Source organism: Lentzea sp. NPDC055074 (assembly GCF_053608005.1).
Genome location: NZ_JBSGUQ010000005.1, coordinates 378853 through 399860 on the forward strand (window position 1 = coordinate 378853; position 21008 = coordinate 399860).

The following is a 21008-nucleotide window of genomic DNA, read 5'->3' on the forward strand; positions in this document are numbered from 1 at the left end:
CGTGAGCCAGCACAGCAGCAGGCTGTTCACGAGTGAGTCGGTGACCGAGGGACACCCCGACAAGATCTGCGACGCGATCAGCGACTCGATCCTGGACGCGTTGCTGGCCAAGGACCCGCGTTCCCGCGTCGCCGTGGAAACGCTCGTCACGACCGGCCAGGTCCACGTCGCGGGTGAGGTCACCACCGAGGCCTACGCGGACATCCCCACGATCGTCCGCGAGAAGATCCTGGAGATCGGCTACGACTCGTCGCAGAAGGGCTTCGACGGCAACTCCTGTGGCGTGAACGTCGCCATCGGCGCGCAGTCCCCGGACATCGCGCAGGGCGTCGACACCGCGTTCGAGAACCGCGTCGAGGGTGCCGACGACGAGATCGACAAGCAGGGCGCCGGCGACCAGGGCCTGATGTTCGGCTACGCGTGCACCGACACGCCCGAGCTCATGCCGCTGCCGATCGCGCTGGCCCACCGCCTCTCGCGCCGCCTGACCGCGGTCCGCAAGGACGGCACCGTCCCGTACCTGCGCCCGGACGGCAAGACCCAGGTCACCATCGAGTACGCGGGCGACCAGCCCGTGCGCCTCGACACCGTCGTCATCAGCACGCAGCACGCCGACGGCATCGACCTCGAGAAGCTCCTCGGCGTCGACCTGCGCGAGCACGTCGTGGCTCCCGAGATCGCCGAGCTCACGCTCGACACCTCGAACGTCCGCCTGCTCACCAACCCGACCGGCCGCTTCGTCATCGGCGGCCCGATGGGCGACGCGGGCCTCACCGGCCGCAAGATCATCGTTGACACCTACGGCGGCATGGCCCGCCACGGCGGCGGCGCCTTCTCCGGCAAGGACCCGTCGAAGGTCGACCGCAGCGCCGCCTACGCCATGCGCTGGGTAGCGAAGAACACCGTCGCAGCCGGCCTCGCCACCCGCGTGGAGGTCCAGGTCGCCTACGCCATCGGCAAGGCGGCCCCCGTCGGCCTCTTCGTCGAGACCTTCGGCACCGAGACCGTGGACCCGTCCAAGATCCAGCAGGCCATCTCGGAGGTCTTCGACCTCAGGCCCGCCGCGATCATCCGCGACCTCGACCTGCTGCGCCCGATCTACGCCCCGACCGCCGCGTACGGCCACTTCGGCCGCACCGACGTCGACCTCCCCTGGGAGTCGACGGACCGCGCCGAGGCCCTGCGCAGCGCCGCCGGCGCCTGATCGCCCCGCACGTCTGGAACGGCCCGCTATCCCTTGGGGGAGGCGGGCCGTTCCGCTTCTCCGGCCCGTCCGTCGATCCCGGGTTGCCGGAGCTGGTTCTGGCACGGCCTCCCGCCGGAGGGTCTCGACTCACGGGTTGTTCTGCGTACGTTGGCCTGTCTGTCGAGGCCGTGCTTTCGGCGGTGGTTCTGGTGCGGTCTCCCGCCAAGGTGTTGGCTCGCGGGTTGTTCTGCGTGCGTTGGCCTGTCTGTCGATGTCGTGCTTTCGGAGCTGGTTCTGGCACGGCCTCCCGCTGAAGGGTCTCGGCTCACGGGGTGTTCCGCGTAAGTCGGCCCGTCCGTCGATCCCGAGTCGCCGGAGTTGGTTCTGGTGCGGCCTCCCGCCAAGGTCTTGCCTCTCGGGTTGTTCTGCGTGCGTTGGCGTGTCTGTCGAGGCCGAGCCTTCGGCGGTGGTTCTGGCACGGGCCCAGGCCTGGTGTGCACTTCACCGCTGGTCATGGTGACCTGCTGACCTGCGAACCTTCCACAGCCGCCGATCTTGTCGGACCTGCTGAGTACGTTGGGTTCTGCCGACTTGGTGACCGACGCGTGACCAGGGCGGACACGGTCACCGCGTCCGCCCTGGTTGCCGATGGCGTCTGCGAGGAGCGCCGAGTCGGCCGTAACAGGGACTGCTGCAGCGGTCGCGAACCGTTCACGACCTCAGCCTCCGGAGCGTTGTGATCGCAAGTGCACGTGGCGAGGCTGGTGAGCGGTGGAACCTGGTGGATGCGTTGAGATGCAGGGGTTCCCAGCCCGGGGGTATCCCTGCGCGAGCGTGCCGGGCGCGTATTTCCCGCCCTCCGAGCACCTCCGCTCACCGTGGGGGACACAACGACCGGTCTGCGCGCCGTACCGCGCCCGCTCGACGTCGAGCTGCCCCGCCTGCGCCTGGTCGACCGCCTCGGCACCCGCTGGTCGCTCCCGGTCACGCTGGTCACGGCCGGGCCCGGCTTCGGCAAGACCACGGCGCTGGCGCAGGCCGTCCGCGCGAACCTCCTGGCGCCGCGCGGCATCGACGCCTGGGTGACGTGCGGGCCCGGCCACGAGGACGCCTCCCGGCTGGCGGCGGCGATCCTGGGTGCTCTCGGGCATCCGGGTGCTGGGGGCGGTTCGCGTGAGGTCCTCGCGGCTTTGCAAGGCAAGGCGCCGCTGGACGTGTGCCTGTTGCTCGACGACGTGCACGAGGTTCCGGACGGGTCGCCGGGCGCTGACTTGCTCGCGCAGGTCGCTCGGGCGCTGCCGGACACCGCCCACCTCGTGCTGTCCGGGCGCACGACGCCTGCCCTTCCCCTGGCTCGGCGGCAGGCGGCAGGGGAGGTGGCGGTGATCGAGACGACGGATCTGGCGTTCACCGGGGCTGAGACGTCCGCGCTGGCTCGGAAGCTGGGGCGTGAGCTCGAGGAGGATCTGCAGGGGTGGCCCGCACTCGTTCGGTTGTCGCTCACGGCTGGGCCGGCCGCGTCGTGGCGTTATGCCGCTGAGGAGGTGCTGAGCGGGCTGTCCGAGCGGACGCGCACCTCGTTGGCCGCGCTGGTGGTTCTCGGGTCGGCCACGGCCGAGGAGGTCGGCGTGGTGGCAGGTGGGCCCACCGACCTGGAGCACGTCGCCCGGGAGGTTCCGCTGGTCGATCGGCTCGACGACGGGCGCTATCGGGCCCATGACCTGTGGGCGAGCCTCGTGTCCACCGGTCATCTGCGGGGCAGGGCTGTGCAGGTGCTCGTCGGGCGCGGGGACCTGGCTGCGGCGGGGCGGGTCGCTTGCCGCGCTGGTGACTGGGCGATGCTCGCGGAGCTTGCGGTGGAGCTCGTGCGGACGACGTTGTCGGTCCTGCCGGTTGCCACGGCTCAGAAGTGGCTCGAGGCGGTTCCTCTGCAGCACGAGGAGGAGGCGGCCTTTCTGTTGTTGAAGGCCGCGGTGGTGCACGCTCACGACTTCAGTGACTCTTCGATCGACTGTCTGGTCGACCGGGCCTGTGCGGGGATGCTCGACGCCGGCGACCACGAGGGTGCGGCGGTGGCGCTGGGGCAGGCCGTGATCACGGCGCATTCCCGAGGGGATCTGGTGCGGCTGGCCGCCGTCGCCCAACGGGCGCACCAGCTTGACGCGCAGTCGCCGGTGTTGAAGGTGCTCCAGCACAGCGTCGCCGCGGTGGTGGCCGAGCTCGCCGGTGAACCCGAGGCGGCGCTCACGCACCTTGCGCAGGCACCTGTGAACGCTGTGCCCCAAGCGCTTGCGGTGTCCACGATCAGATTCCACGTGCATTGCCTCGCGATGTGCGGGCGGGGGCGGGACGCGGCCGAGCTCGCCGAACGGATGCTCGACGACGAACTGGCGCATCGTCATGCTGCCACGGCGCGCTGGTTCGACGGCGAAGCCGTTGAGTTCCACGGGGATGGCACTGACAGCACGGCTCGCGACGAGTTCGTGGCGCGGGCCGTTCACGCGGTCGTCGCGGCGTCGTTCGGTGAGACGGCGCCGGAACTGTCGGCGGAGCAGGACAACCCTCGTGACGCGGTGCTGGCGTGTGCGGCGCAAGCGGCCGCGGCCGTCACACGCGGGGAGGAGGATCTGGCCCGCGACATCTACAAGCGGCACCTGGACCGGTGGCCGTTGGAGATCGCGCTCGCCGAACGGCATCTGCGCCGGTTCCTGACGCTCGGGTACGTGCTCAGCGACGAGCTCAGAGAACGGTGGGACAGCACCGATCTGGGGCCTTCGCACCGGAAGGCGCGAGCCGCCGGACGTGCGTTCCTCGATGCCAGGCAAGGCGATCTGCGGAAGGATCTGCCAGCGGCCCACGCGTTGTGCTTCCTGCCGTTGCCGTGGTCCGTCGAACTCGCCGCGCGTCAGGCTGCGGCGGGCAGCACGCACCTGGGCACCTGGCTCGCCGACCGCGTCGGAACGGCCGTGCACCGCCAGTTCCGCGTGCTCGCCCGGGATCCGGACCTCGCCGCCGGTGCCGCCAGACTGCTCGCCACCGTGCCCGCGCCGCCGGACCACCCGATCGGCATCGAGGTCATCGGGCCGATGCGCGTCACGCGGAACGGCGTCGCCATCGACGCGCCCGAGCTGCGCCGGGCCCGTGTCCGGCAACTGCTCGGCCTTCTCACGCTGCGCGCCTCGCTGCCCCGCGAGCAGGCGATGGACCTGCTGTGGCCCGAGCTCGACGCCGCGAGCGCCGCGCGGAACCTGCGTGTGACGATGACCCACCTCAGGCGGTTGCTCGAACCCGGCCGGGCGGGCGGTGAGGCCAGCTACTTCCTGCGCAGCGACGGCGAGACGATCCGGCTCGTCCGCAGCGACCAGCTGACCGTGGACCTGTGGTCGTTCCAGGAGTGCGGCGCAGACGACGCCGTGGCGCTGTGGCGAGGCGAACCGCTCCCGGACCTGACCGACCTGTGCGAGGCCGAGATCACCGGCATCAGGGCCACGCACGTGCGGAACCTGTTGGCACTCGGCGAACTCAGGCTCGTCACGGGAGACCCGGCCGAGGCCCACCAGCTGGCGGAACGCGCGCTGGCGCTGGAGCCGTTCGACCCGCGCGGGCACCGGCTCGCGCTCGCCGCGGCAGTGCGCGCACGCAATCCCCACAGGATGGTGAGGACGCGTGCGCGCGTGCTGGACTCGTTGCGGCAGCTCGGGGTCAGACCCGATCCGGCCACGGAGATCCTGTTGCGGCAGGCGGTCGCTAGCAGCTGATCTGGGCCTCGGTGGACGCCGTGCAGAAGTCGAACCCGGCCTCGCCGTCGCCCTCGTCGGAGTTCAGGTCACCCGAGAGCAGGTCCATCCCGTCACCGCCGAGCAGCTTGTCGTCGCCGGGCTCGCCGTAGACGGTGTCGTGGTGCAGACCGCCGTCGACCTTGTCGTCGCCCCAACCGGCGCAGATCAGGTCGTTGCCGGGGCCGCCGACGATCACGTCGTCGGCACCGAGACCGAGGATGACGTCGTTGCCTCCCAGGCCGACGATCACGTCCGGCCCGTTGCTGCCGAGGATCACGTCCGGCCCGGGGCCGCCGGAGATGAAGCCCGCCCCGACGATCGTGGGCACGGCGTTGTAGCAGGCCGCCTGGGGCGGTCTGTTCTGGAACTCCGGCGGGACGTCGTCCGCTTGGGCGACACCGGCGGTGCACAGTCCGATGGCGAGCGCGGCGGCGGCGATGCGCAGTCTCATTGTCGTTTCCCCTCTTCGGTTTCTTGCCTGAGGAGAGAGTGACGACGAGGCGTTGCCCGAACGCTAACCGGAGTGCGCCATGTCCTGTTCCACGGTCGGCACCGGCGCGCCGATCCTGGTCCGGATCGCCGCGGCCTCGCTCAGCAGCTCGCGCCTGCCCGTCGAGCGGGCGAGTGCCTCCAGGACGCTCGCCTCACGCCAGCGGTCGCCCAGTTCGCGGTGCAGCGTGAGACTGCGCTCCAGCAACGGCCGCGCGGCCCGCGGGTTGCCGGTGCCCTGTTCGACCACACCGAGCAGGTTCAGTGCCCAGGCTATGCCCTCCTTGAAGTCCAGTTCTCCGAACGCGTCCAGCGCTTCGTCGAGCATCCTGCGCGCCCGCGCGGCATCGCCCCGGTACCAGGCGACGGCACCGAGGTAGGCGAGCGACGACGTGGCACCGCGACGGTCACCCAGTTCACGCAGTGACTTCAGTGATGCCTGAAGATCGGCCTCGGCCACGACGAGATCACCGGCCAGCCAGGACGTGGCGCCCGCGAGCTGACGGGCGTAGGCGGCGTTCATCGGGTTCGAGGCACGCGCGGCCTCTTGGTAATGGTGGAGCGCAGCTTCGTAATGACCGCGTTCTCGCGCGACCGAGCCGAGCAGCCGGTGCAGCCTTCCGGCCAGAGATGGATCGGTCTCCAATCCATCTTCAGCATAGCGCACCGCTTCGGGGTAGTCGCACTCCAGCAGCGCCAGGGCCGCCGCGGAGGCCAAAGCCTTGCCGCGCAACGGTCCCGAGCCTTCCAGTGCTACCGCGAGCCACCGCCGGCCCTCGCCGTAGTTGCCGGTGCGGTGCCAGTAACGGGTCAACGCCACCACGAGGCGAAGGATCTTGCCTGCGTCACCGGTCGACTCGAACCAGTCCATGGTGCGTCTCAGGTTCGCGTGCTCCACACGCAACTCGTTGAGCAAGGTGCCTGTTGGGTCGGCCTCAGCGCGTTCGGCCAGACACAAGAAGAAGCCGGCGGCACGTGCGTGTGCGGAAGAGCGTTGCTCCACCGCGAACGCATGAACGGTCTCCAGCATGGAGAAACGGGTCTCGCCCGCCACCCGGGACACCCGCACGAGCGATTTGGAGACCAGCCCGCTCAGCGCGTCGAGCGAACTCGCCAGCGCCTCCACCAGGTCCGCCGGGAACCCGCCCGCGCACACCGCGAGATCGGCGAACAGCGCGCGTTCCGGCGGCGTCAGCAGGTCATGGCTCCACGCGATCGCGGCCCGCAACGGCTCCAGCAGCCCGAACCGGTCACGCAGCCGTCGCACGATCTGCGCGGGCGTGAGGACGGACGTGCGGGCAGCGGCCAGTTCCAGCGCCAGCGGCAAGCCGTCGAGCGCAGCGCAGAGCTGCGCGATAGCGGGTGCATCAGCGTCTGTGTACGTGTGCGCCGCACGGTCCAGGAACAGCTGCACGGCGTCATAGGCGGCCAGTTCGGTCAACGAGCGTGGGACTTCCGGGTCGGGAACGGCCAACGGCGGCAGCGGGTAGACCGTTTCACCGGGCACGGCAAGCGGTTCACGGCTCGTGGCGAGCACACGCAGCTGAGGGTGTGCCTCGGTGAACGCAGCACACGCGGCCCTTAGGTGTTCACAGTTGTCCAGCACCACCAACGTGTTCCCGAGCGTGCTCAGCTCACGGGTGGTGATCGCGAACGCCGCTGCGACGGCGTCCTCGACGCACGACGCGGACGTCAGGTCGACCACCGTGGACGACGGCGTGACGTGCTGGGCGAGCCGGGACTTGCCACAGCCCGCCGGTCCGGTGAGCGTCACGAGCCGCGACCTCTCCAGCAGCCGCACGACGTCCTGGGTCTCGCGCTGCCGTCCGACCAGCCCCGCGCCGGAGTCCGGGGGAGGGCACGCGAGCGCCTCCGCCTCGACCGCGCGCAGGCCCCGTCCGGGATCGACACCCAACTCGTCGACGAGCACTTTGCGTGCCCGACGGACCGTGCTCAACGCATCGGCCCGTCGGCCGTCACGTAGTTGTGCGTCGGCGAGCAGCTCCCAGAAGCGTTCTCGCAACGGATGCCCGACCACGAGCCGTTCGAGTTGCGCGGCGGCGGCTCCATAGGCGCCACGGCCGATCTCCTGCTGCGCCAACGCCTCCTCGGCGGCGAGACGTGCCTCGTGCAACCGGGTGATCTCGGCGCACGCCCACTCGGAGACGGCGCAGTCGGTCAGGGGATCGCCGCGCCACAACGTGAGTGCCGCACGAGGCGACGAAGCGCGCTCGAACCGTGTGACGTCGACGTGCGACGGGTCGATCCGAAGCGCATAGCCCGCAGTGGTGGTGACCAGGACGTCCGGGAGGCCGATCGCGGCGAGAGCCGAACGGACGCGCGCGATGTGGCTGTGCAACGTCCGCAACGCCGTGGGTGGGGGCTCGGTGCCCCACAACGCGTCGATCAGACGCGTTGCGGGGAGCACCGAGGGTGCGCGCAACGCCAGCAGCGCCAGGAGGGAGCGCTGGCGCGTGCCGGCGAGGCGCAGCACGCCGCCTGGCCCGGTGACTTCAAGGGGTCCGAGCAGGCGGACGTCTAGTGGGTCCACGCACGAGCGGAGTTCCTAAGGCCGACTCTGATACATCAGCCGGCCGAACTCACTGAACGCACTGGTCGAGCGGACCCTGCGTGCACGTGTCGTTGCCGCCGAGGCCGTACATCTTGTTGGGCCAGGCGTTGCCGCTGAGCACGTCGTCACCCTGGGTGCCGTAGACGTCCTGCACGTTCCCGACCTCGTCGATCTCGCCAGGCCTGCTCGCCGTGCCCGCGGCGAGGTCGATCGTCATGCCCTCGGTGTGGTCGCTGAAGTCCGCCCGGTCGCGCATGTTCAGCTTCGCGCCGTCGATCTTGTCGTTGCCGTAGCCGCCCTGCAGGAAGTTGCCGCCCGCGTCGGCCTGCGGTTCGTCGAGCACGTCGTCGCCGTCCCCGCCGAACAGCTGGTCGGGGCCCAGTCCGCCGCTGAGCACGTCGTCGCCCTCGCCGCCCTGCAGGACGTCCGCGCCCGATCCGCCGTTCAGCGAGTCGTCGCCGTGGCCGCCGTGCTGCTCGGTGGGCACGGCGCTGTCGTAGAGCACGGAGTCGTCGCGGTTGCCCAGGTAGAGGACGATCTTCTGGACCTGGGCGCACTGGACGCGTGAGGCCGACAGGCGCGTGCACCCGGTGCCCGGCCGCATCGTGCCGGCATCGCTGATGGTGGTGCCGGAGACGTGGATCTGGCTGGCGCGCGCCAGCGCCCCGGTGACGACGAGCCTGCCGGCCTCGACCCGCGCGACGGTCGCGGGTTCTGGTGCGGCGGCGGTTCCCGATGCGGCCAGTGCGGCCGCGACGACGAGCGTGAGCATGGCGTTCCCCCCTCGAAGACGTTGAGCACGTGGGTACGCGTCGCCTGTTGTGGATCTGTTGTGGCCTTCGCATCCGTGCCACAACCACGCCGGTCTCTGCTTCTCGCCGTCAGTCCGCTCGTGAAGGGGAGGAAGACCGTGAGAACAGGTATGGCAGCTCTGCTCGGCGTCGTGATGGCGCTGACGGTGACACCGCTGACCGCGGCGGCGCAGGAGGAACCCGAGGAGCAGGAGATCATCGTCAAGTTCCGCGACGGTGCGTCGCGAGGGGACGCGCTCACCGAGTCGAAGTCGCGGGCGGTCGCCGACGCCACCGACGGCGCCGAGGTGCTGGCGTCGAGGGACGCCGCCGAGTCGATCCGCGTGCTGATGGCCCGCGGCGACGTCGAGTACGCCGAGCCGAACATCGTGCTCGAGGCGACGGCCGTGCCGAACGACCCGATGTGGCCGCAGCAGTGGCACTACTGGGAGGCGACCGGCGGCATCCAGCTCTCGCCCGCGTGGGACCTAGGTCCGTCCGGGGCGGGCCAGCGCGTCGCGGTGATCGACACCGGCCGCACCGCTCACCCGGACATGTCCGCCAACTACGTCGGCGGCTACGACTTCATCAGCAACGCGGCCTACGCCAAGGACGGCGGCGGCCGGGACGCCAACCCGACGGACCAGGGCGACTGGCGGCTCGCGAACCAGTGCGGTCCCGGCACGGCGGCGCGGGCGTCGAGCTGGCACGGGCTGCACGTCGCCGGCACCGTGGCGGCGGTGCGCAACAACGCGACCGGTGTCACGGGCGTCGCACCGTCGGCCAGGGTCGTGCCCGTGCGCGTCCTCGGCACGTGCGGTGGCACGTTGGCGGACATCGCCGCGGGCATCGTGTGGGCGGCCGGTGGCGCCGTTCCGGGTGTTCCGGCGAACCCGAACCCGGCCAAGGTGCTGAACCTGTCGCTCGGCGGTCCCTCGGCGGCGTGCCCCGCGACGCTGCAGAACGCGATCAACACGGCTCGCAACGTGCACCGCGCCACCGTGGTGGTGGCCGCGGGCAACTCCTCGGCCAACGCCGCCGGCGCCACACCCGCGAACTGCGCCGGTGTGATCACCACGGGTGCCACGGACCGGCAGGCGAACAGGGCGTCGTACGCGAACTTCGGCGCCACGATCGAGATCTGCGCACCCGGTGGCGAGACCTCGCCGCTGGCCGCGAACGGTGTCCTGTCGACGCTGAACAACGGCCCGACGGTGCCCGCCGGGTCGATCTACCAGCGCTACCAGGGCACGAGCATGGCCACGCCACACGTCGCCGGTGTCGTGGCGTTGATGCAGCACGCCCGTGTGCAGAACGGCAAGGCGTTGCTGACGCCCGCACAGGTGCTGCTGCACCTGAAGGCGAAGGTGCTCCCCGCGGCCGCTCAGTGCGGCAAGGGGCTGCTCGACGCGCGGCAGAGCGTTGCCGCCGCCATCGCCGCCGCCTGATGTGATCTGTGAACAAGGCCCTGGTCATCCGGGGCCTTTGTTCATGCGAGGGTTGGTTACGCGACATGTACCGGGACTACAAACTCGATACATGTCGCTCTCTCGTCGTGGGTTCATGGCTGCCGTCGCTGCTGCTGGTGCCGGCACGCTGCTGCCACCGTCGGTGTACGCCGCGTTGGCGCGTGAGCCCCGTGCGGGAGGCTTGCGCGCGATCAAGCACGTCGTGCTGTTGATGCAGGAGAACCGTTCGTTCGATCACTACTACGGCACTCTCCGTGGTGTGCGCGGGTTCTCCGACCGCAACGCGCTGAGGGGTGTGTTCAACCAGTCGGGTGTGCTGCCGTTCCCGGTGCGTGAGGCGGCGTCTGGCCGGGACATCCAGTACATCGGCGACCTGGACCACAGCTGGAACGGCGGGCACTCGGCGTTGCGCGGCGGGTGGAACGACAACTGGGTGCCGGCGAAGACCGGGGCGACGATGGCGTTCTACACGCGTCAGGACATCCCGTTCCACTACGAGCTCGCGGACACGTTCACGCTGTGCGACGCCTACCACTGCTCGGTGCCGTCCTCGACCTCGCCGAACCGCAACTACTGGGTGTCCGGGTACACGGGCTATGAACCCTCTGGTGGCCGTGCGACCGGGAACGCCGCCTACAGCGAGGACACGCACACGGGCTACACGTGGAAGACGTATCCCGAACGCCTTGAGGCCGCCGGGAAGTCGTGGCGCGTGTACCAGGAGTGGGACAACTTCCAGGACAACAACCTGGAGTTCTACGTGCGCTTCAAGGAGATCGCGCGCAAGGTGCTGCCCGCCGGGTTCAAGTCACTCGACAAGCTGTACGGGACGGGCGACGCGGCGTTGATCGGCTCGCTGGACCTGTCGAAGCTCTCCGCGGCGGAGAAGTCCCTGTACTCGCGCGGGTTGCACCGGGTGAAGCCGGGCGGGTTGGGGGAGACGTTCCGCGCGGACGTCGCCTCCGGTCGGTTGCCCGCCGTGTCGTACCTGGTCCCGTCCTCTGTGGACTCCGAGCACCCCGGCGCGTCGTCGCCCGCGGCCTCCGCCTCGATCACCTACCAGGTGCTGGACGCGCTGGCGTCCAACCAGGAGGTGTGGGAGTCGACGGTCCTTTTCATCACCTATGACGAGAACGACGGCTTCTACGACCACGTGCCGCCGCCGCGCCCGCCGTTGTCCGTCACCGACGAGTACGTGGGCGACAGGCCGTTGGGACTGGGTGCGCGCGTGCCGATGACCGTCGTCTCGCCGTGGTCCGTGGGCGGTTACGTGAACTCGCAGGTGTTCGACCACACGTCGATGACGCGGTTCCTGGAGAAGTGGACCGGGGTGCGGTCGGAGGAGATCTCCGCGTGGCGCCGGACCGTCGCCGGTGACCTGACCTCGGCGTTCGACTTCGACCGGCGCCGCACGTGGCCCGACGTGGGCGAGCCCGCCCCGGTGCCACCCGCCACGCCGCGCTGGCGGCCCGTGCCCCCGTCCGAGCAGAAGATGCCCGAGCAGGAGACCGGACGACGGCGAGCGCGCGCCCTTCCGTACCAGCCGGACGCGTCGTTGCGCGGGGCCTCGCTGGAGATGTCGAACTCCGGGGCGGAGTCCGTGCACTTCGCGCTGTACCCGTACTCCGGGCAGTTCGCACTGCCACAGCACTTCGATGTCGCCTCATCGGCTTCGGTCGAGGTCACAGGTGATCACGACCTCGTGTTGTTGGGTCCCAACGGGTTCCGCCGTGAGTTCGCCGGCTCCTCCACGGACCGTGCGCGCGTCTCGTCGTCGGTGCGTGGATACAGCCGTGTGCTGACGTTGACGTTCGAGAACAGCGGATCGACGCGGCTGACGTTTGTGCTGGGGCGGCGTCGTTACGCCGTGAGGCCGGGGCATCGGCACGTGATCCCGTGGCTGACCGTCATGAACTCCGGTTGGTACGACCTGACGGTGACGGTGGAGGAGGAGCCGACGTTCCGCCGCCGTCTGTGCGGTCACATCGAGAACGGCCGGGAGTCGATCTCCGGTTAACGTTGCTCCCGTGGAGATCACGGGGGACGAGATCCGGCGGCGGATGATCGATCACGAATCTTTGGATCCCGGTGGGCTGAGGATCATCGGGGCGAAGATCACCGGGCAGCTCGACCTGTCCGACGTCGTGGCGAAGAGGCCGTTGGTGCTGCAGGACTGCACGACGGAGCAGCCGGTGCTGCTCAGCAGGGCGCAGTTCACCCTGCTCGACCTGGCGGGGCTCGACGCGCCGGGCATCGAGGCCCGCGGCCTGACCGTGGACCACCACCTCCGGCTCAGCGGCGCCCGGCTGGGTGCCGAGGAGTCGATCGACGCGCTGCACATGCGCATCGGCGGCAGCGTCTACCTGGACGAGGGGTTCCACGCCGCGGGCTCCGTGACGCTCAGCGGGTCGCGCGTGTCCGGCGTGCTGATGTGCGGCGGCGGGCGGTTCGAGGCGGGCCTGACGCTGGTGGACATGCAGATCGGCGACGGGATCTTCCTGAACGAGGGGTGCGACGTCTCCGGCGGCGGCAGGCACGCGGCGGTGCGGCTGCGCGGAACCCGCGTGGACGGCCAGGTCGTCGCGCGGGAGGGCCGCTTCAGCTCCGGCGTCGCGCTCGACCTGCGGCACGTGCGCGTCGGCAAGGACCTGCTGATGCCGTTCGCCGGGATCGACGGCGACGTCCAGCTCGAAGGGCTCGTCTACGAGGGACTGCCGCGCGACGCCACTGTGGACGAATGGATGTCGTTGCTCTCGACGCGCACACTCCGCTACTCGGCCCAGCCGTGGGCCCAGCTCGCCTCGGCGCACCAGGCCGCCGGTCACGAACAGGACGTGCGACGCATCCGCGTTGCCCAGCAACGCGATCTGCGCCGCCGCGGCCAGCTCTCGCGGTGGGGACGCGCCTGGCACCTCGTGCGCGGTGTGACGGTCGGGCACGGGTACCGCCCCGGCCTCGCCCTCGTGTGGCTGGCCGGGGTGCTCGCGGTGTCGATCGGTGTGGTGCTGGTCTCCGGCGCGGTGCGGTGCTCGACGGTCGAACAGGTCGGCTACGCCCTGAACGTGGCGACGCCGCTGGTGAAGGTCGACGCCGCCCGCTGCACCGTGGACGCGGGCTCCGGCGCCGGCCGGCTGGTGCTGGCGTCCACGTGGCTGCTGCAGATCCTGGCATGGGCGTTCGCCACCCTGTTCGTGGCGGGCTTCACCGGATTGGTGAGGCGCAACGCGTGACTGTCGGGGGTGTCTGATACACCAGGAGGCATGAGCGTGAAGACCGGAGCGAGAAAAGGGGAGCGGGTCCCCGCGGAGTCGCTGCCGGTCGCCCGGATCGTGGTGGACGTGCCGCTGGCCCACCTGGACAGGCCCTTCGACTACTCGGTTCCGTCCGAACTCGACGGTGCCGCGGTGCCCGGCTGCCGCGTGCGGGTGAGGTTCGCGGGGCAGCTGGTCGACGGGTACCTGCTGGAGCGCGTCGAGACGTCGGAGTACGGCAAGAAGCTGGCGTTCATCGAGAAGGTGGTGTCGCCGGAGCCGGTGCTCGCGCCGGAGATCGCGGTGCTGGCGCGGGCGATCGCGGACCGGTACGCGGGCGGGATGATCGACGTGCTGCGGCTGGCGATCCCGCCTCGGCACGCGCGAGCGGAGGCGGCTTCGTCGGGGGAGGCGCCGCCGTTGCCGCAGGTTCCCGCCTGGGTGGGGGAGCCGGCCGCCGTGGCCGAGGAGCAGCCGGCCGAGGTGGTCGACGCGGCTTCCGGGGATCGGCAGGCTGAGGTGGCCGACGCGGCTTCCGGGGATCGGCAGGCCGAGGTGGCTGACGGGAGTTCCGGGGGTCGGCAGGCTGAGGTGGACGACGGGGCTTCCGGGAATCAGCTGGCCGAGGTGGACGACGGGGCTTCCGGGAATCAGCTGGCCGAGGTGGCTGACGGGACTTCCGCGGAGCAGTCGGCCGGTGCGGCCGGCGGGACTTCCGCGGAGCAGGCGGCCGAGGCACCTGCTCCCGCCGGAAAGCCCGCGCGGTCGCAGCTGCCGCCCGTCCCCGCCGACGCCTGGTCGCGCTACCCCCGCGGGCCCAAGTACCTGGAGGCCCTGCGCGAGGGCCGCCCCGCCCACGCCGTCTGGCAGGCGCTGCCCTCCGAGGACTGGCCCGCCCGCCTCGCGGAGGCCGCCGCCGCGGTCGCGTCGTCCGGGCGCGGTGTGGCCATCGTGGTGCCCGATCACCGCGACCTGGCCCGTGTCGCCGAGGCGTGCGCCGCGTTGATCGAGGGCGTGGTGACGCTGTCGGCCGACCTCGGGCCGTCGGAGCGGTACAAGCGCTGGCTGGCGGTGCGCCGGGGTGTCGCCCGGGTCGTCGTGGGCACTCGTGCGACGGCGTTCGCGCCGGTCAAGGACCCCGGGCTGCTCGTCGTGTGGGACGACGGGGACGACCTGCACGTCGAGCAGCGCTCGCCGTATCCGAACGTGCGCGACGTGCTGGTGCAGCGCGCGCACATGACGGGGGCGGCGCTGCTCATCGGTGGCTTCGCGCGGACGGCCGAGGCTCAGTTGCTGGTGGAGACCGGGTGGGCACACGAGATCGTGGCGTCGCGCGAGACGTTGAGGGCTGTCGCGCCGCGTGTGGTGTCGGTGGGGGACAACGACTGGCAGGACGTCAAGGACTCGGCCGCGCGCACGGCTCGGTTGCCGTCCATCGCGTTCGACGCCGCTCGGTTCGCCCTGGCCGACTCGCCGGTGTTGATCCAGGTGCCGCGTCGCGGGTATGTGCCGTCGCTCGCCTGCGGGCAGTGCCGGGGGCCTGCTCGGTGCCGTCGGTGTGCTGGGCCGCTGGCGTTGCCCGGCGGGACCCAGGACGGGGTGCCGAAGCCCGCGTACTGCCGGTGGTGCGCGGCCACGGAGGCCGGGTTCCGCTGTCCCACGTGCGGGTCGCGCAAGCTGCGCGGGCAGATCATCGGTGCCCGGCGCACGGCGGAGGAGCTCGGACGGGCGTTTCCCGGGTACCCGGTGCGGACCAGCGGCGCGGACGAGGTGCTGACCAAGGTACCGGGCAAGCCGTCGCTGGTGGTCGCCACGCCAGGCGCCGAACCGGTGGCCGAGGGCGGCTACGGGGCCGTGCTGCTGCTGGACGGGTGGGCGTTGCTGGGCCGGGCCGACCTCCGTGCCTCCGAGGAGGCGCTGCGGCGGTGGATGACGGCGGCGGGGCTGGTCCGGCCGGGCACCGGGCGCGTGGTCGTGATCGCGGACTCGTCGCTCACGCCGGTGCAGGCGCTGGTCCGGTGGGACCCGGTGTGGCACGCCGCCACCGAGCTCGCCGCGCGCACCGAGCTCGGTTTCCCGCCGGCGGTGCGGATGGCGACCGTCGACGGCACCCCGGACGCGGTGAACGCCATGCTCGACGAGCTCCACCTGCCGCCGACCGGCGAGATCCTCGGCCCGGTGCCGCTGGGCGACGACGAGACCAAGGAACGCGCGCTGGTGCGGGTCGCGCGCGGCGAGGGCCGTCAGCTCGCCGCCGTACTGGCCGAGGCGCAGGCCGTGCGGACGGCCCGCAAGGAACAGGACCTGGTGCGCATCAAGCTCGACCCGCTGGAGGTCCTGTAGGGCGGCGGTTCAGCCCTCGTAGTGGGAGCGCAGGCCCGCCATGTGCTCGCGGATGTCCTCGTCGGTGAGCTTCTCGTACTCGAGGTACTCGCTGAGGTAGGTCATGAGGTCGCCGCGTTCGGGGTGGTCCTCACCCGCGATCACGTGGGCCGTCGTGCCCGCGATGCCCGCCGGGAACAGCAGGAAGCCGTCGAGGCCCGCCATGGTGTCGAAGGAGGCGTTCTTGGCCTCCCACAGCGCCCAGACGTCGTCCTCGCGGCCGCACTCGGCGAGCAGCAGGGCGGCGAGTCCCAGCGCCTCGCTGACGCCCCAGCCCTCCTGGTGCGCGGCGGTCTCCTCGGCGAGCAGGTGACGCAGCAGGTCGGCGTCGCTGTCGCGGCGTTCGCGCAGCAGGAGGTGCAACGCCTCCTCGCGGTCGGCCTCGTCGAGCGGGGTGTTCGTGAAACTGGTTCGCAACTGGTCAAGATCGATCGACACGCCCGCACCTTAGGCCTTCCTCAAGGAGTGTTGCCATCCGGTCGCAACGGAGTAGAAGTTTCCGCATGTTGCGAACGGTTGCCGCGCTCACACTCTCCGTCGTGATGGTCGCGCCTGCTCCGGCAGGCGCGGCGGAACAAGCGCCCCGCGTGCCCGAGCAGGTGGGCTGGGGAGGCGCGGTCTCGAGCGTCGACCCCGACGCGTCCCAGATCGGCGTCGACGTGCTCCGCCGCGGTGGCAACGCCGTCGACGCCGCCGTCGCCACCGCCGCCGCGCTCGGCGTGACCGACCCGTTCAGCGCGGGCATCGGCGGCGGCGGGTTCTTCGTCCACTACGACGCCCGTTCCGGTCGTGTGTCCACTTTGGATGGACGTGAGACCGCGCCGCGGTCCGCCACCGACCAGCTCTTCGTGGAGAACGGCCAGCCCCTGCCGTTCGCTGAGGCGATGACGAGCGGCAAGTCCGTCGGCGTCCCCGGCACTCCCAAGACGTGGCAGCAGGCGCTGCGCAAGTGGGGCACGCTGAACCTGCGCGAGGCCATGGCGCCCGCGGAAGCGTTGGCACGGCGTGGGTTCGTCGTCGACCAGACGTTCAACTCGCAGATCACGAACAACGCCGCCCGCTTCGCCGACTTCACCTCGACCCGCGACCTCTACCTGCCCGGCGGCCAGCCGCCCGCGGTCGGCAGCACGTTCCGCAACCCGCAGCTCGCCGACACCTACCGCGAGCTCGCCCGCACCGAACTGGCGTCGCTGTACGGCGGCGCGGTCGGCCGCGACCTGGTGAACGCCGTGCGCAAGCCGCCGGTCGTGCCCGGCTCGACCCGCAACGTCCGCGCCGGCGACATGCAGGTCTCCGACCTGGCCCGCTACCAGGTCGAACGCCGCGACCCGACGCACACGCGCTACCGAGGCCTCGACGTCTACGGCATGGCGGCGCCGTCGTCCGGCGGCACGACCGTCGGCGAGGCGCTCAACATCCTCGAGTCGACCGACCTCGCGAAGGTCTCCGACGTCGAGTACCTGCACCGCTTCATCGAGTCGACCAAGCTCTCCTTCGCCGACCGCCTGCGCTGGGTCGGCGACCCCAAGTTCTCCCGCGTGCCCACCGAGGGGCTGCTCTCGCAGAAGTTCGCCGACAGCCGCGCGTGCCTGATCAAGCCGGACGCCGTGCTGCCCGCACCCCAGCCCGCCGCCGACCCGCGCAACCCCCGGGCCTGCGAAGCCACCGCCGGCATCTCGGCACTGCGCGAGGACGCCGAGCGCACCACCCACCTGACGACCGCCGACCGCTGGGGCAACGTCGTCGCCTACACGCTGACCATCGAGGCGGAGGGCGGCAGCGGCATCGTCGTCCCGAACCGCGGCTTCCTGCTCAACAACGAGCTCACCGACTTCGAGTTCGTCGCGCCGACCCCCGGCGTTCCGCACCCGAACCTCCCCGGCCCCGGCAAGCGCCCGCGCTCGTCGATGGCCCCGACGATCGTCCTCGACCACGGCAAGGTCCTGCTCGCCGTCGGCTCACCGGGCGGCGCCACGATCATCACCACGGTCACCCAGATCCTGACCGCCCGCCTGGACCGCAAGATGTCCCTCGTCGACGCCGTGGCGGCCCCGCGCGCCTCCCAGCGCAACGCGGCCACCACCCCGGCCGAGGCGGCGTTCATCGCGGCCTCGACCACGGCGGGCCTGCAGGCCATCGGGCACAAGTTCAGCCAGAACGCCGAGATCGGCGCCGCCACGGCCGTCGAACGCGCGAAGGACGGCCGCTGGCGCGCTGTCGCCGAGCCGACCAGGCGCGGAGGTGGAGCGGCCCGCGTCGTGAAGGTCGGATAGCACCAGCCGGCCTGGGTGGAACGCGGACCGCCGCGCTCCGCCCGGGCCGGTCACGCGACGAGGGGCTCGCTCCGGAACAGGTCCTGGCCGGGATCCGCGGTGTCGGCGCTCATGCACGTCTGCGGGTCGGTGAACGTGTGGCAGGTGAACCACACGTCGGACGCCTGGCCGGCGACTCCGGCGGCGAGCTGGTCGAAGGTGAGGCCGCGAACGCCCCGTCGCACGCCGCGAAGCTCGGGCCCCAGCACGTCCATGTCGAGCTTCAGTCACACGCCCCAGCCGTCGGCCATCAGCGGTGCTGTCGTCGGCGACGTGGCCGGGACCGTGCCGAGCAGCCGGTAGGCACCGCGCACGGTGAGCGTGCTCGGCTGCCCTCCGATGGTGGTCAGCCTGATGCCGGCACGAGGCACCGACAGTCCGGACGCGCTCGCACAGCGGGGAAGGCTGTCAGGCGTTGGTGCGGCCGTCGATGCGCTCGCGGATGAGGTCGGCGTGGCCGTTGTGCTGCGCGTACTCCTCGATCAGATGGATGTAGAGCCACCGCACCGAGATCTCGCCGACGCGCTCGTGCACGAAGGTGTCGTCGAGGTCCCGGCCCGCCGCTGCCGCGCGGGACTCGATGATCTCGGCGACGAGAGCGGCGTACTCCGCCTCCGCCCGGCCGGGGTCGAGGCTCTCGAAGGCACCGCCGCCGCGGCCCGGCACGCTGTAGAGGCCCTGGACGTCCTCGCCGGCGAGACGGCGGCGGAACCACACGCGTTCCACGTCCGTGAGGTGGCGGATCAGGCCCAGCAGCGACAGGTTCGACGGGGGCGTGGACTCGAGGGCGAGCTGTTCGCCGGTCAGGCCCGCGCAGTTGGCCAGGAAGGTGGCTCGGTGGCGGTCGAGCCACGCCTCGAGCATCGGGCGCTCGGCGCCGAGCAGTGGTTCGTCGGCCGGGGTGACTTCGGGTGCCGTCCAGGTCATGCGCTCATTGCATCAGCCTCATGACCGGGGTGTCTCCACCTTGTGGCCGAGGCTCGGCCGTGATCTTCCTACTGTGGGCTGATGCAGGCTCGATACTCCGAGCCGATGTGTGCTGACCTGCGCGAACGGCACAGTTCATGGCATGACGACGACCACCGTTTCACACGCCCCGGTTGCCCACTTCGACTTCCACGCACTGCTGCGGCCCGTGCTCACGGCCCTGCGGTTCACCGGCCACTTCGTCGTGGCGCTGGTGGGCGTGATCTTCCTCGGCAGCGCGTCCGAGCACTGAGCGCGCTCCTCGTAGACTGGCCTCCAGTCCACACGAGGAGCACTGCGTGACCGTCCAACCCATCCGCCTGTTCGGCGACCCCGTGCTGCGCACCGCGGCGACCGAGGTCACCGACTTCGACAAGGAACTGCGCACCCTGGTCAAGGACCTGTGGGACACGATGCAGGACGCGGGAGGAGCAGGACTCGCCGCGCCTCAGCTCGGTGTTGGACTGCGTGTGTTCACGTACCACTGCGACGGCTTCGCGGGCCACCTCGTCAACCCCACCTGGGACGTGGTGGGCGAGGAGATGCGGGACGGCTCCGAGGGCTGCCTGTCCATCCCCGGCATGTCGTGGGACTGCAAGCGCCACCTGCACGTCGTGGCCAAGGGCTGGAACATGCACGGTGAGCCCGTCGAGGTCGAGGGCACCGAGACGCTGGCCCGCTGCATCCAGCACGAGTCGGACCACCTCGACGGCGTGGTGTTCCTCGACCGCCTCGACGCCGACACCCGCAAGCAGGCCATGCGGGAAATCCGGCAGGCCGAGTGGTTCGACGGTACGGTCCCCACCTTGAAGCAGAGCCCGCACCCACTCTTCGGCAGGTCCAGCTGACCATGCGACTCGTGTTCGCCGGTACGCCCGAGGTCGCACTGCCCTCGCTGCGCGCCTTCATCGACTCCTCCCGCCACGACGTCGTCGCCGTGGTCACCCGCCCCGACGCCCCCTCGGGCCGCGGCCGCCGGCTCGAGCGCTCCCCGGTGGGCGCGCTCGCCGACGAGCACGGCATCGAGGTCCTCACCCCGGCCAAGGCAGGGGACCCCGAGTTCCTGGACCGCCTGCGCGCCCTCGAACCCGACCTCTGCCCGGTCGTCGCCTACGGCAACCTGCTCCCGCAGCGCACGCTCGACGTGCCGCGGTACGGCTGGGTCAACCTCCACTTCTCCGTGCTGCCCGCGTGGCGCGGCGCCGCGCCGGTGCAGGCCTCCGTGCGCAACGGCGACGACATCACGGGCGCCTCGACGTTCCGCATCGTCAAGGAGCTCGACGCGGGCCCGGTGTTCGGCGTGGTCACCGAGAAGGTGCGCGACCGCGACACCTCCGGCGACCTGCTGACCCGGCTGTCCGTCTCGGGAGCCGACCTGCTTCTGTCCACTGTGGACGGCATCGAGGACGGCAGCCTGGTCGCGGTCGACCAGCCCGCCGACGGCGTCACCTACGCCGCGAAGATCTCCGTCGAGGACGCGCGCCTCGACTTCACCACGCCCGCCGCGGCCGTCGACCGCCTGGCGCGCGCCGTGACGCCGGAGCCCGGCGCGTGGGCCGAGTTCCGGGGAGAGCGGCTCAAGCTCGGCCCCGTGACACCGGTCGCCGACGTGACGCTGCCGGCGGGCGAGGTGCTCGTCGAGCGCAAGCGCGTGCTCGTGGGCACCGCGACCACCGCCGTGGCCCTCGGTGAGGTCCAGGCGCAGGGCAAGAAGCGCATGGCCGCCACCGACTGGGCGCGCGGCGTGCGGATCGAAGCAGGGGAGCGCATCGCATGAGGCGCACCCGGCCGAGCTCGGCGGGCATCGCCCC

General features: G+C 71.2%; 17 protein-coding genes. 10 read left to right on the forward strand and 7 right to left on the reverse strand.

The window, feature by feature from the left end; genetic code table 11:
• The first annotated feature begins 1 nt into the window (after window position 1).
• Both metK and ACWF7A_RS15100 read left to right on the forward strand, forming a co-directional pair.
• Window positions 2-1204: a methionine adenosyltransferase gene (metK, locus tag ACWF7A_RS15095; protein ID WP_452251027.1), complete on the forward strand. Its 1203-nt coding sequence runs from the start codon at window positions 2-4 to the stop codon at window positions 1202-1204.
• Window positions 1205-2064: 860 nt separating this feature from the next.
• Window positions 2065-4944, forward strand: coding sequence for a hypothetical protein (locus ACWF7A_RS15100; protein WP_452251028.1), 2880 nt, complete (start codon window positions 2065-2067; stop codon window positions 4942-4944).
• Here ACWF7A_RS15100 and ACWF7A_RS15105 read toward each other — a convergent pair.
• The 3 genes from ACWF7A_RS15105 to ACWF7A_RS15115 all read right to left on the reverse strand — a co-directional run bounded on the left by ACWF7A_RS15105 (window position 4934) and on the right by ACWF7A_RS15115 (window position 8798).
• A complete protein-coding gene (locus tag ACWF7A_RS15105; RefSeq protein ID WP_452251029.1) occupies window positions 4934-5416 on the reverse strand; it encodes a calcium-binding protein in 483 nt (160 codons plus the stop codon). The genes ACWF7A_RS15100 and ACWF7A_RS15105 overlap by 11 nt on opposite strands.
• A 63-nt stretch (window positions 5417-5479) precedes the next feature.
• Window positions 5480-8005 (reverse strand): AfsR/SARP family transcriptional regulator, encoded by a 2526-nt coding sequence (locus ACWF7A_RS15110; RefSeq protein WP_452251030.1) that lies wholly within the window; start codon window positions 8003-8005, stop codon window positions 5480-5482.
• A gap of 49 nt (window positions 8006-8054) precedes the next feature.
• A complete protein-coding gene (locus ACWF7A_RS15115; protein WP_452251031.1) occupies window positions 8055-8798 on the reverse strand; it encodes a calcium-binding protein in 744 nt (247 codons plus the stop codon).
• 150 nt (window positions 8799-8948) lie between these two features.
• On the opposite strand from ACWF7A_RS15115, the gene ACWF7A_RS15120 reads away from it, so the two are divergent.
• The 4 genes from ACWF7A_RS15120 (at window position 8949) to ACWF7A_RS15135 (ending at window position 15880) form a co-directional block, all read left to right on the forward strand.
• Window positions 8949-10265, forward strand: coding sequence for a S8 family peptidase (locus tag ACWF7A_RS15120; RefSeq protein WP_452251032.1), 1317 nt, complete (start codon window positions 8949-8951; stop codon window positions 10263-10265).
• A 91-nt stretch (window positions 10266-10356) separates the two neighbouring features.
• Window positions 10357-12303, forward strand: coding sequence for a phosphocholine-specific phospholipase C (locus ACWF7A_RS15125; protein WP_452251033.1), 1947 nt, complete (start codon window positions 10357-10359; stop codon window positions 12301-12303).
• Between the two features lie 10 nt (window positions 12304-12313).
• A complete protein-coding gene (locus tag ACWF7A_RS15130) occupies window positions 12314-13516 on the forward strand; it encodes a hypothetical protein (RefSeq protein WP_452251034.1) in 1203 nt (400 codons plus the stop codon).
• A gap of 30 nt (window positions 13517-13546) precedes the next feature.
• Window positions 13547-15880: a primosomal protein N' family DNA-binding protein gene (locus tag ACWF7A_RS15135; protein ID WP_452251035.1), complete on the forward strand. Its 2334-nt coding sequence runs from the start codon at window positions 13547-13549 to the stop codon at window positions 15878-15880.
• A gap of 9 nt (window positions 15881-15889) precedes the next feature.
• On the opposite strand, the gene ACWF7A_RS15140 is transcribed toward ACWF7A_RS15135, so the two are convergent.
• Window positions 15890-16357, reverse strand: a complete 468-nt coding sequence (locus ACWF7A_RS15140; RefSeq protein ID WP_452251036.1) for a hypothetical protein — start codon at window positions 16355-16357, stop codon at window positions 15890-15892.
• A 65-nt stretch (window positions 16358-16422) separates the two neighbouring features.
• On the opposite strand from ACWF7A_RS15140, the gene ggt reads away from it, so the two are divergent.
• Entirely contained in the window at window positions 16423-18192 is a 1770-nt protein-coding gene (gene ggt, locus ACWF7A_RS15145) for a gamma-glutamyltransferase (protein ID WP_452251037.1), read from the forward strand.
• A gap of 50 nt (window positions 18193-18242) precedes the next feature.
• Here the strand turns inward: ggt and ACWF7A_RS15150 are convergent, their stop codons facing one another.
• The 3 genes from ACWF7A_RS15150 to ACWF7A_RS15160 are packed head-to-tail and all read right to left on the reverse strand — an operon-like array spanning window position 18243 to window position 19158.
• Window positions 18243-18446, reverse strand: coding sequence for a hypothetical protein (locus tag ACWF7A_RS15150; protein WP_452251038.1), 204 nt, complete (start codon window positions 18444-18446; stop codon window positions 18243-18245).
• Window positions 18447-18458: 12 nt separating this feature from the next.
• Window positions 18459-18602, reverse strand: coding sequence for a hypothetical protein (locus ACWF7A_RS15155; RefSeq protein ID WP_452251039.1), 144 nt, complete (start codon window positions 18600-18602; stop codon window positions 18459-18461).
• 37 nt (window positions 18603-18639) lie between these two features.
• Window positions 18640-19158, reverse strand: a complete 519-nt coding sequence (locus tag ACWF7A_RS15160) for a DinB family protein (protein WP_452251040.1) — start codon at window positions 19156-19158, stop codon at window positions 18640-18642.
• Between the two features lie 142 nt (window positions 19159-19300).
• On the opposite strand from ACWF7A_RS15160, the gene ACWF7A_RS15165 reads away from it, so the two are divergent.
• From ACWF7A_RS15165 to fmt, 3 genes are read left to right on the forward strand one after another with little or no spacing between them, the layout of a single operon-like run.
• Entirely contained in the window at window positions 19301-19450 is a 150-nt protein-coding gene (locus ACWF7A_RS15165) for a hypothetical protein (RefSeq protein ID WP_452251041.1), read from the forward strand.
• Window positions 19451-19496: 46 nt separating this feature from the next.
• On the forward strand, window positions 19497-20045 hold the full coding sequence (gene def, locus ACWF7A_RS15170; RefSeq protein ID WP_452251042.1) for a peptide deformylase: 549 nt from the start codon (window positions 19497-19499) through the stop codon (window positions 20043-20045).
• A 2-nt stretch (window positions 20046-20047) separates the two neighbouring features.
• On the forward strand, window positions 20048-20974 hold the full coding sequence (fmt, locus tag ACWF7A_RS15175) for a methionyl-tRNA formyltransferase (RefSeq protein ID WP_452251043.1): 927 nt from the start codon (window positions 20048-20050) through the stop codon (window positions 20972-20974).
• Window positions 20975-21008 lie beyond the last annotated feature (34 nt).

Excerpts from the sequence above, each read along its gene's own strand:
- ACWF7A_RS15165 (WP_452251041.1), top strand. The coding sequence starts at position 19,301 with ATGACGACGACCACCGTTTCACACGCCCCGGTTGCCCACTTCGACTTC.
- fmt (WP_452251043.1), top strand. The coding sequence starts at position 20,048 with ATGCGACTCGTGTTCGCCGGTACGCCCGAGGTCGCACTGCCCTCGCTG.
- ACWF7A_RS15150 (WP_452251038.1), bottom strand. The coding sequence starts at position 18,446 with ATGGACGTGCTGGGGCCCGAGCTTCGCGGCGTGCGACGGGGCGTTCGC.
- ACWF7A_RS15105 (WP_452251029.1), bottom strand. The coding sequence starts at position 5,416 with ATGAGACTGCGCATCGCCGCCGCCGCGCTCGCCATCGGACTGTGCACC.
- ACWF7A_RS15115 (WP_452251031.1), bottom strand. The coding sequence starts at position 8,798 with ATGCTCACGCTCGTCGTCGCGGCCGCACTGGCCGCATCGGGAACCGCC.
- ggt (WP_452251037.1), top strand. The coding sequence starts at position 16,423 with ATGTTGCGAACGGTTGCCGCGCTCACACTCTCCGTCGTGATGGTCGCG.
- ACWF7A_RS15120 (WP_452251032.1), top strand. The coding sequence starts at position 8,949 with ATGGCAGCTCTGCTCGGCGTCGTGATGGCGCTGACGGTGACACCGCTG.
- ACWF7A_RS15125 (WP_452251033.1), top strand. The coding sequence starts at position 10,357 with ATGTCGCTCTCTCGTCGTGGGTTCATGGCTGCCGTCGCTGCTGCTGGT.
- ACWF7A_RS15160 (WP_452251040.1), bottom strand. The coding sequence starts at position 19,158 with ATGACCTGGACGGCACCCGAAGTCACCCCGGCCGACGAACCACTGCTC.
- ACWF7A_RS15135 (WP_452251035.1), top strand. The coding sequence starts at position 13,547 with ATGAGCGTGAAGACCGGAGCGAGAAAAGGGGAGCGGGTCCCCGCGGAG.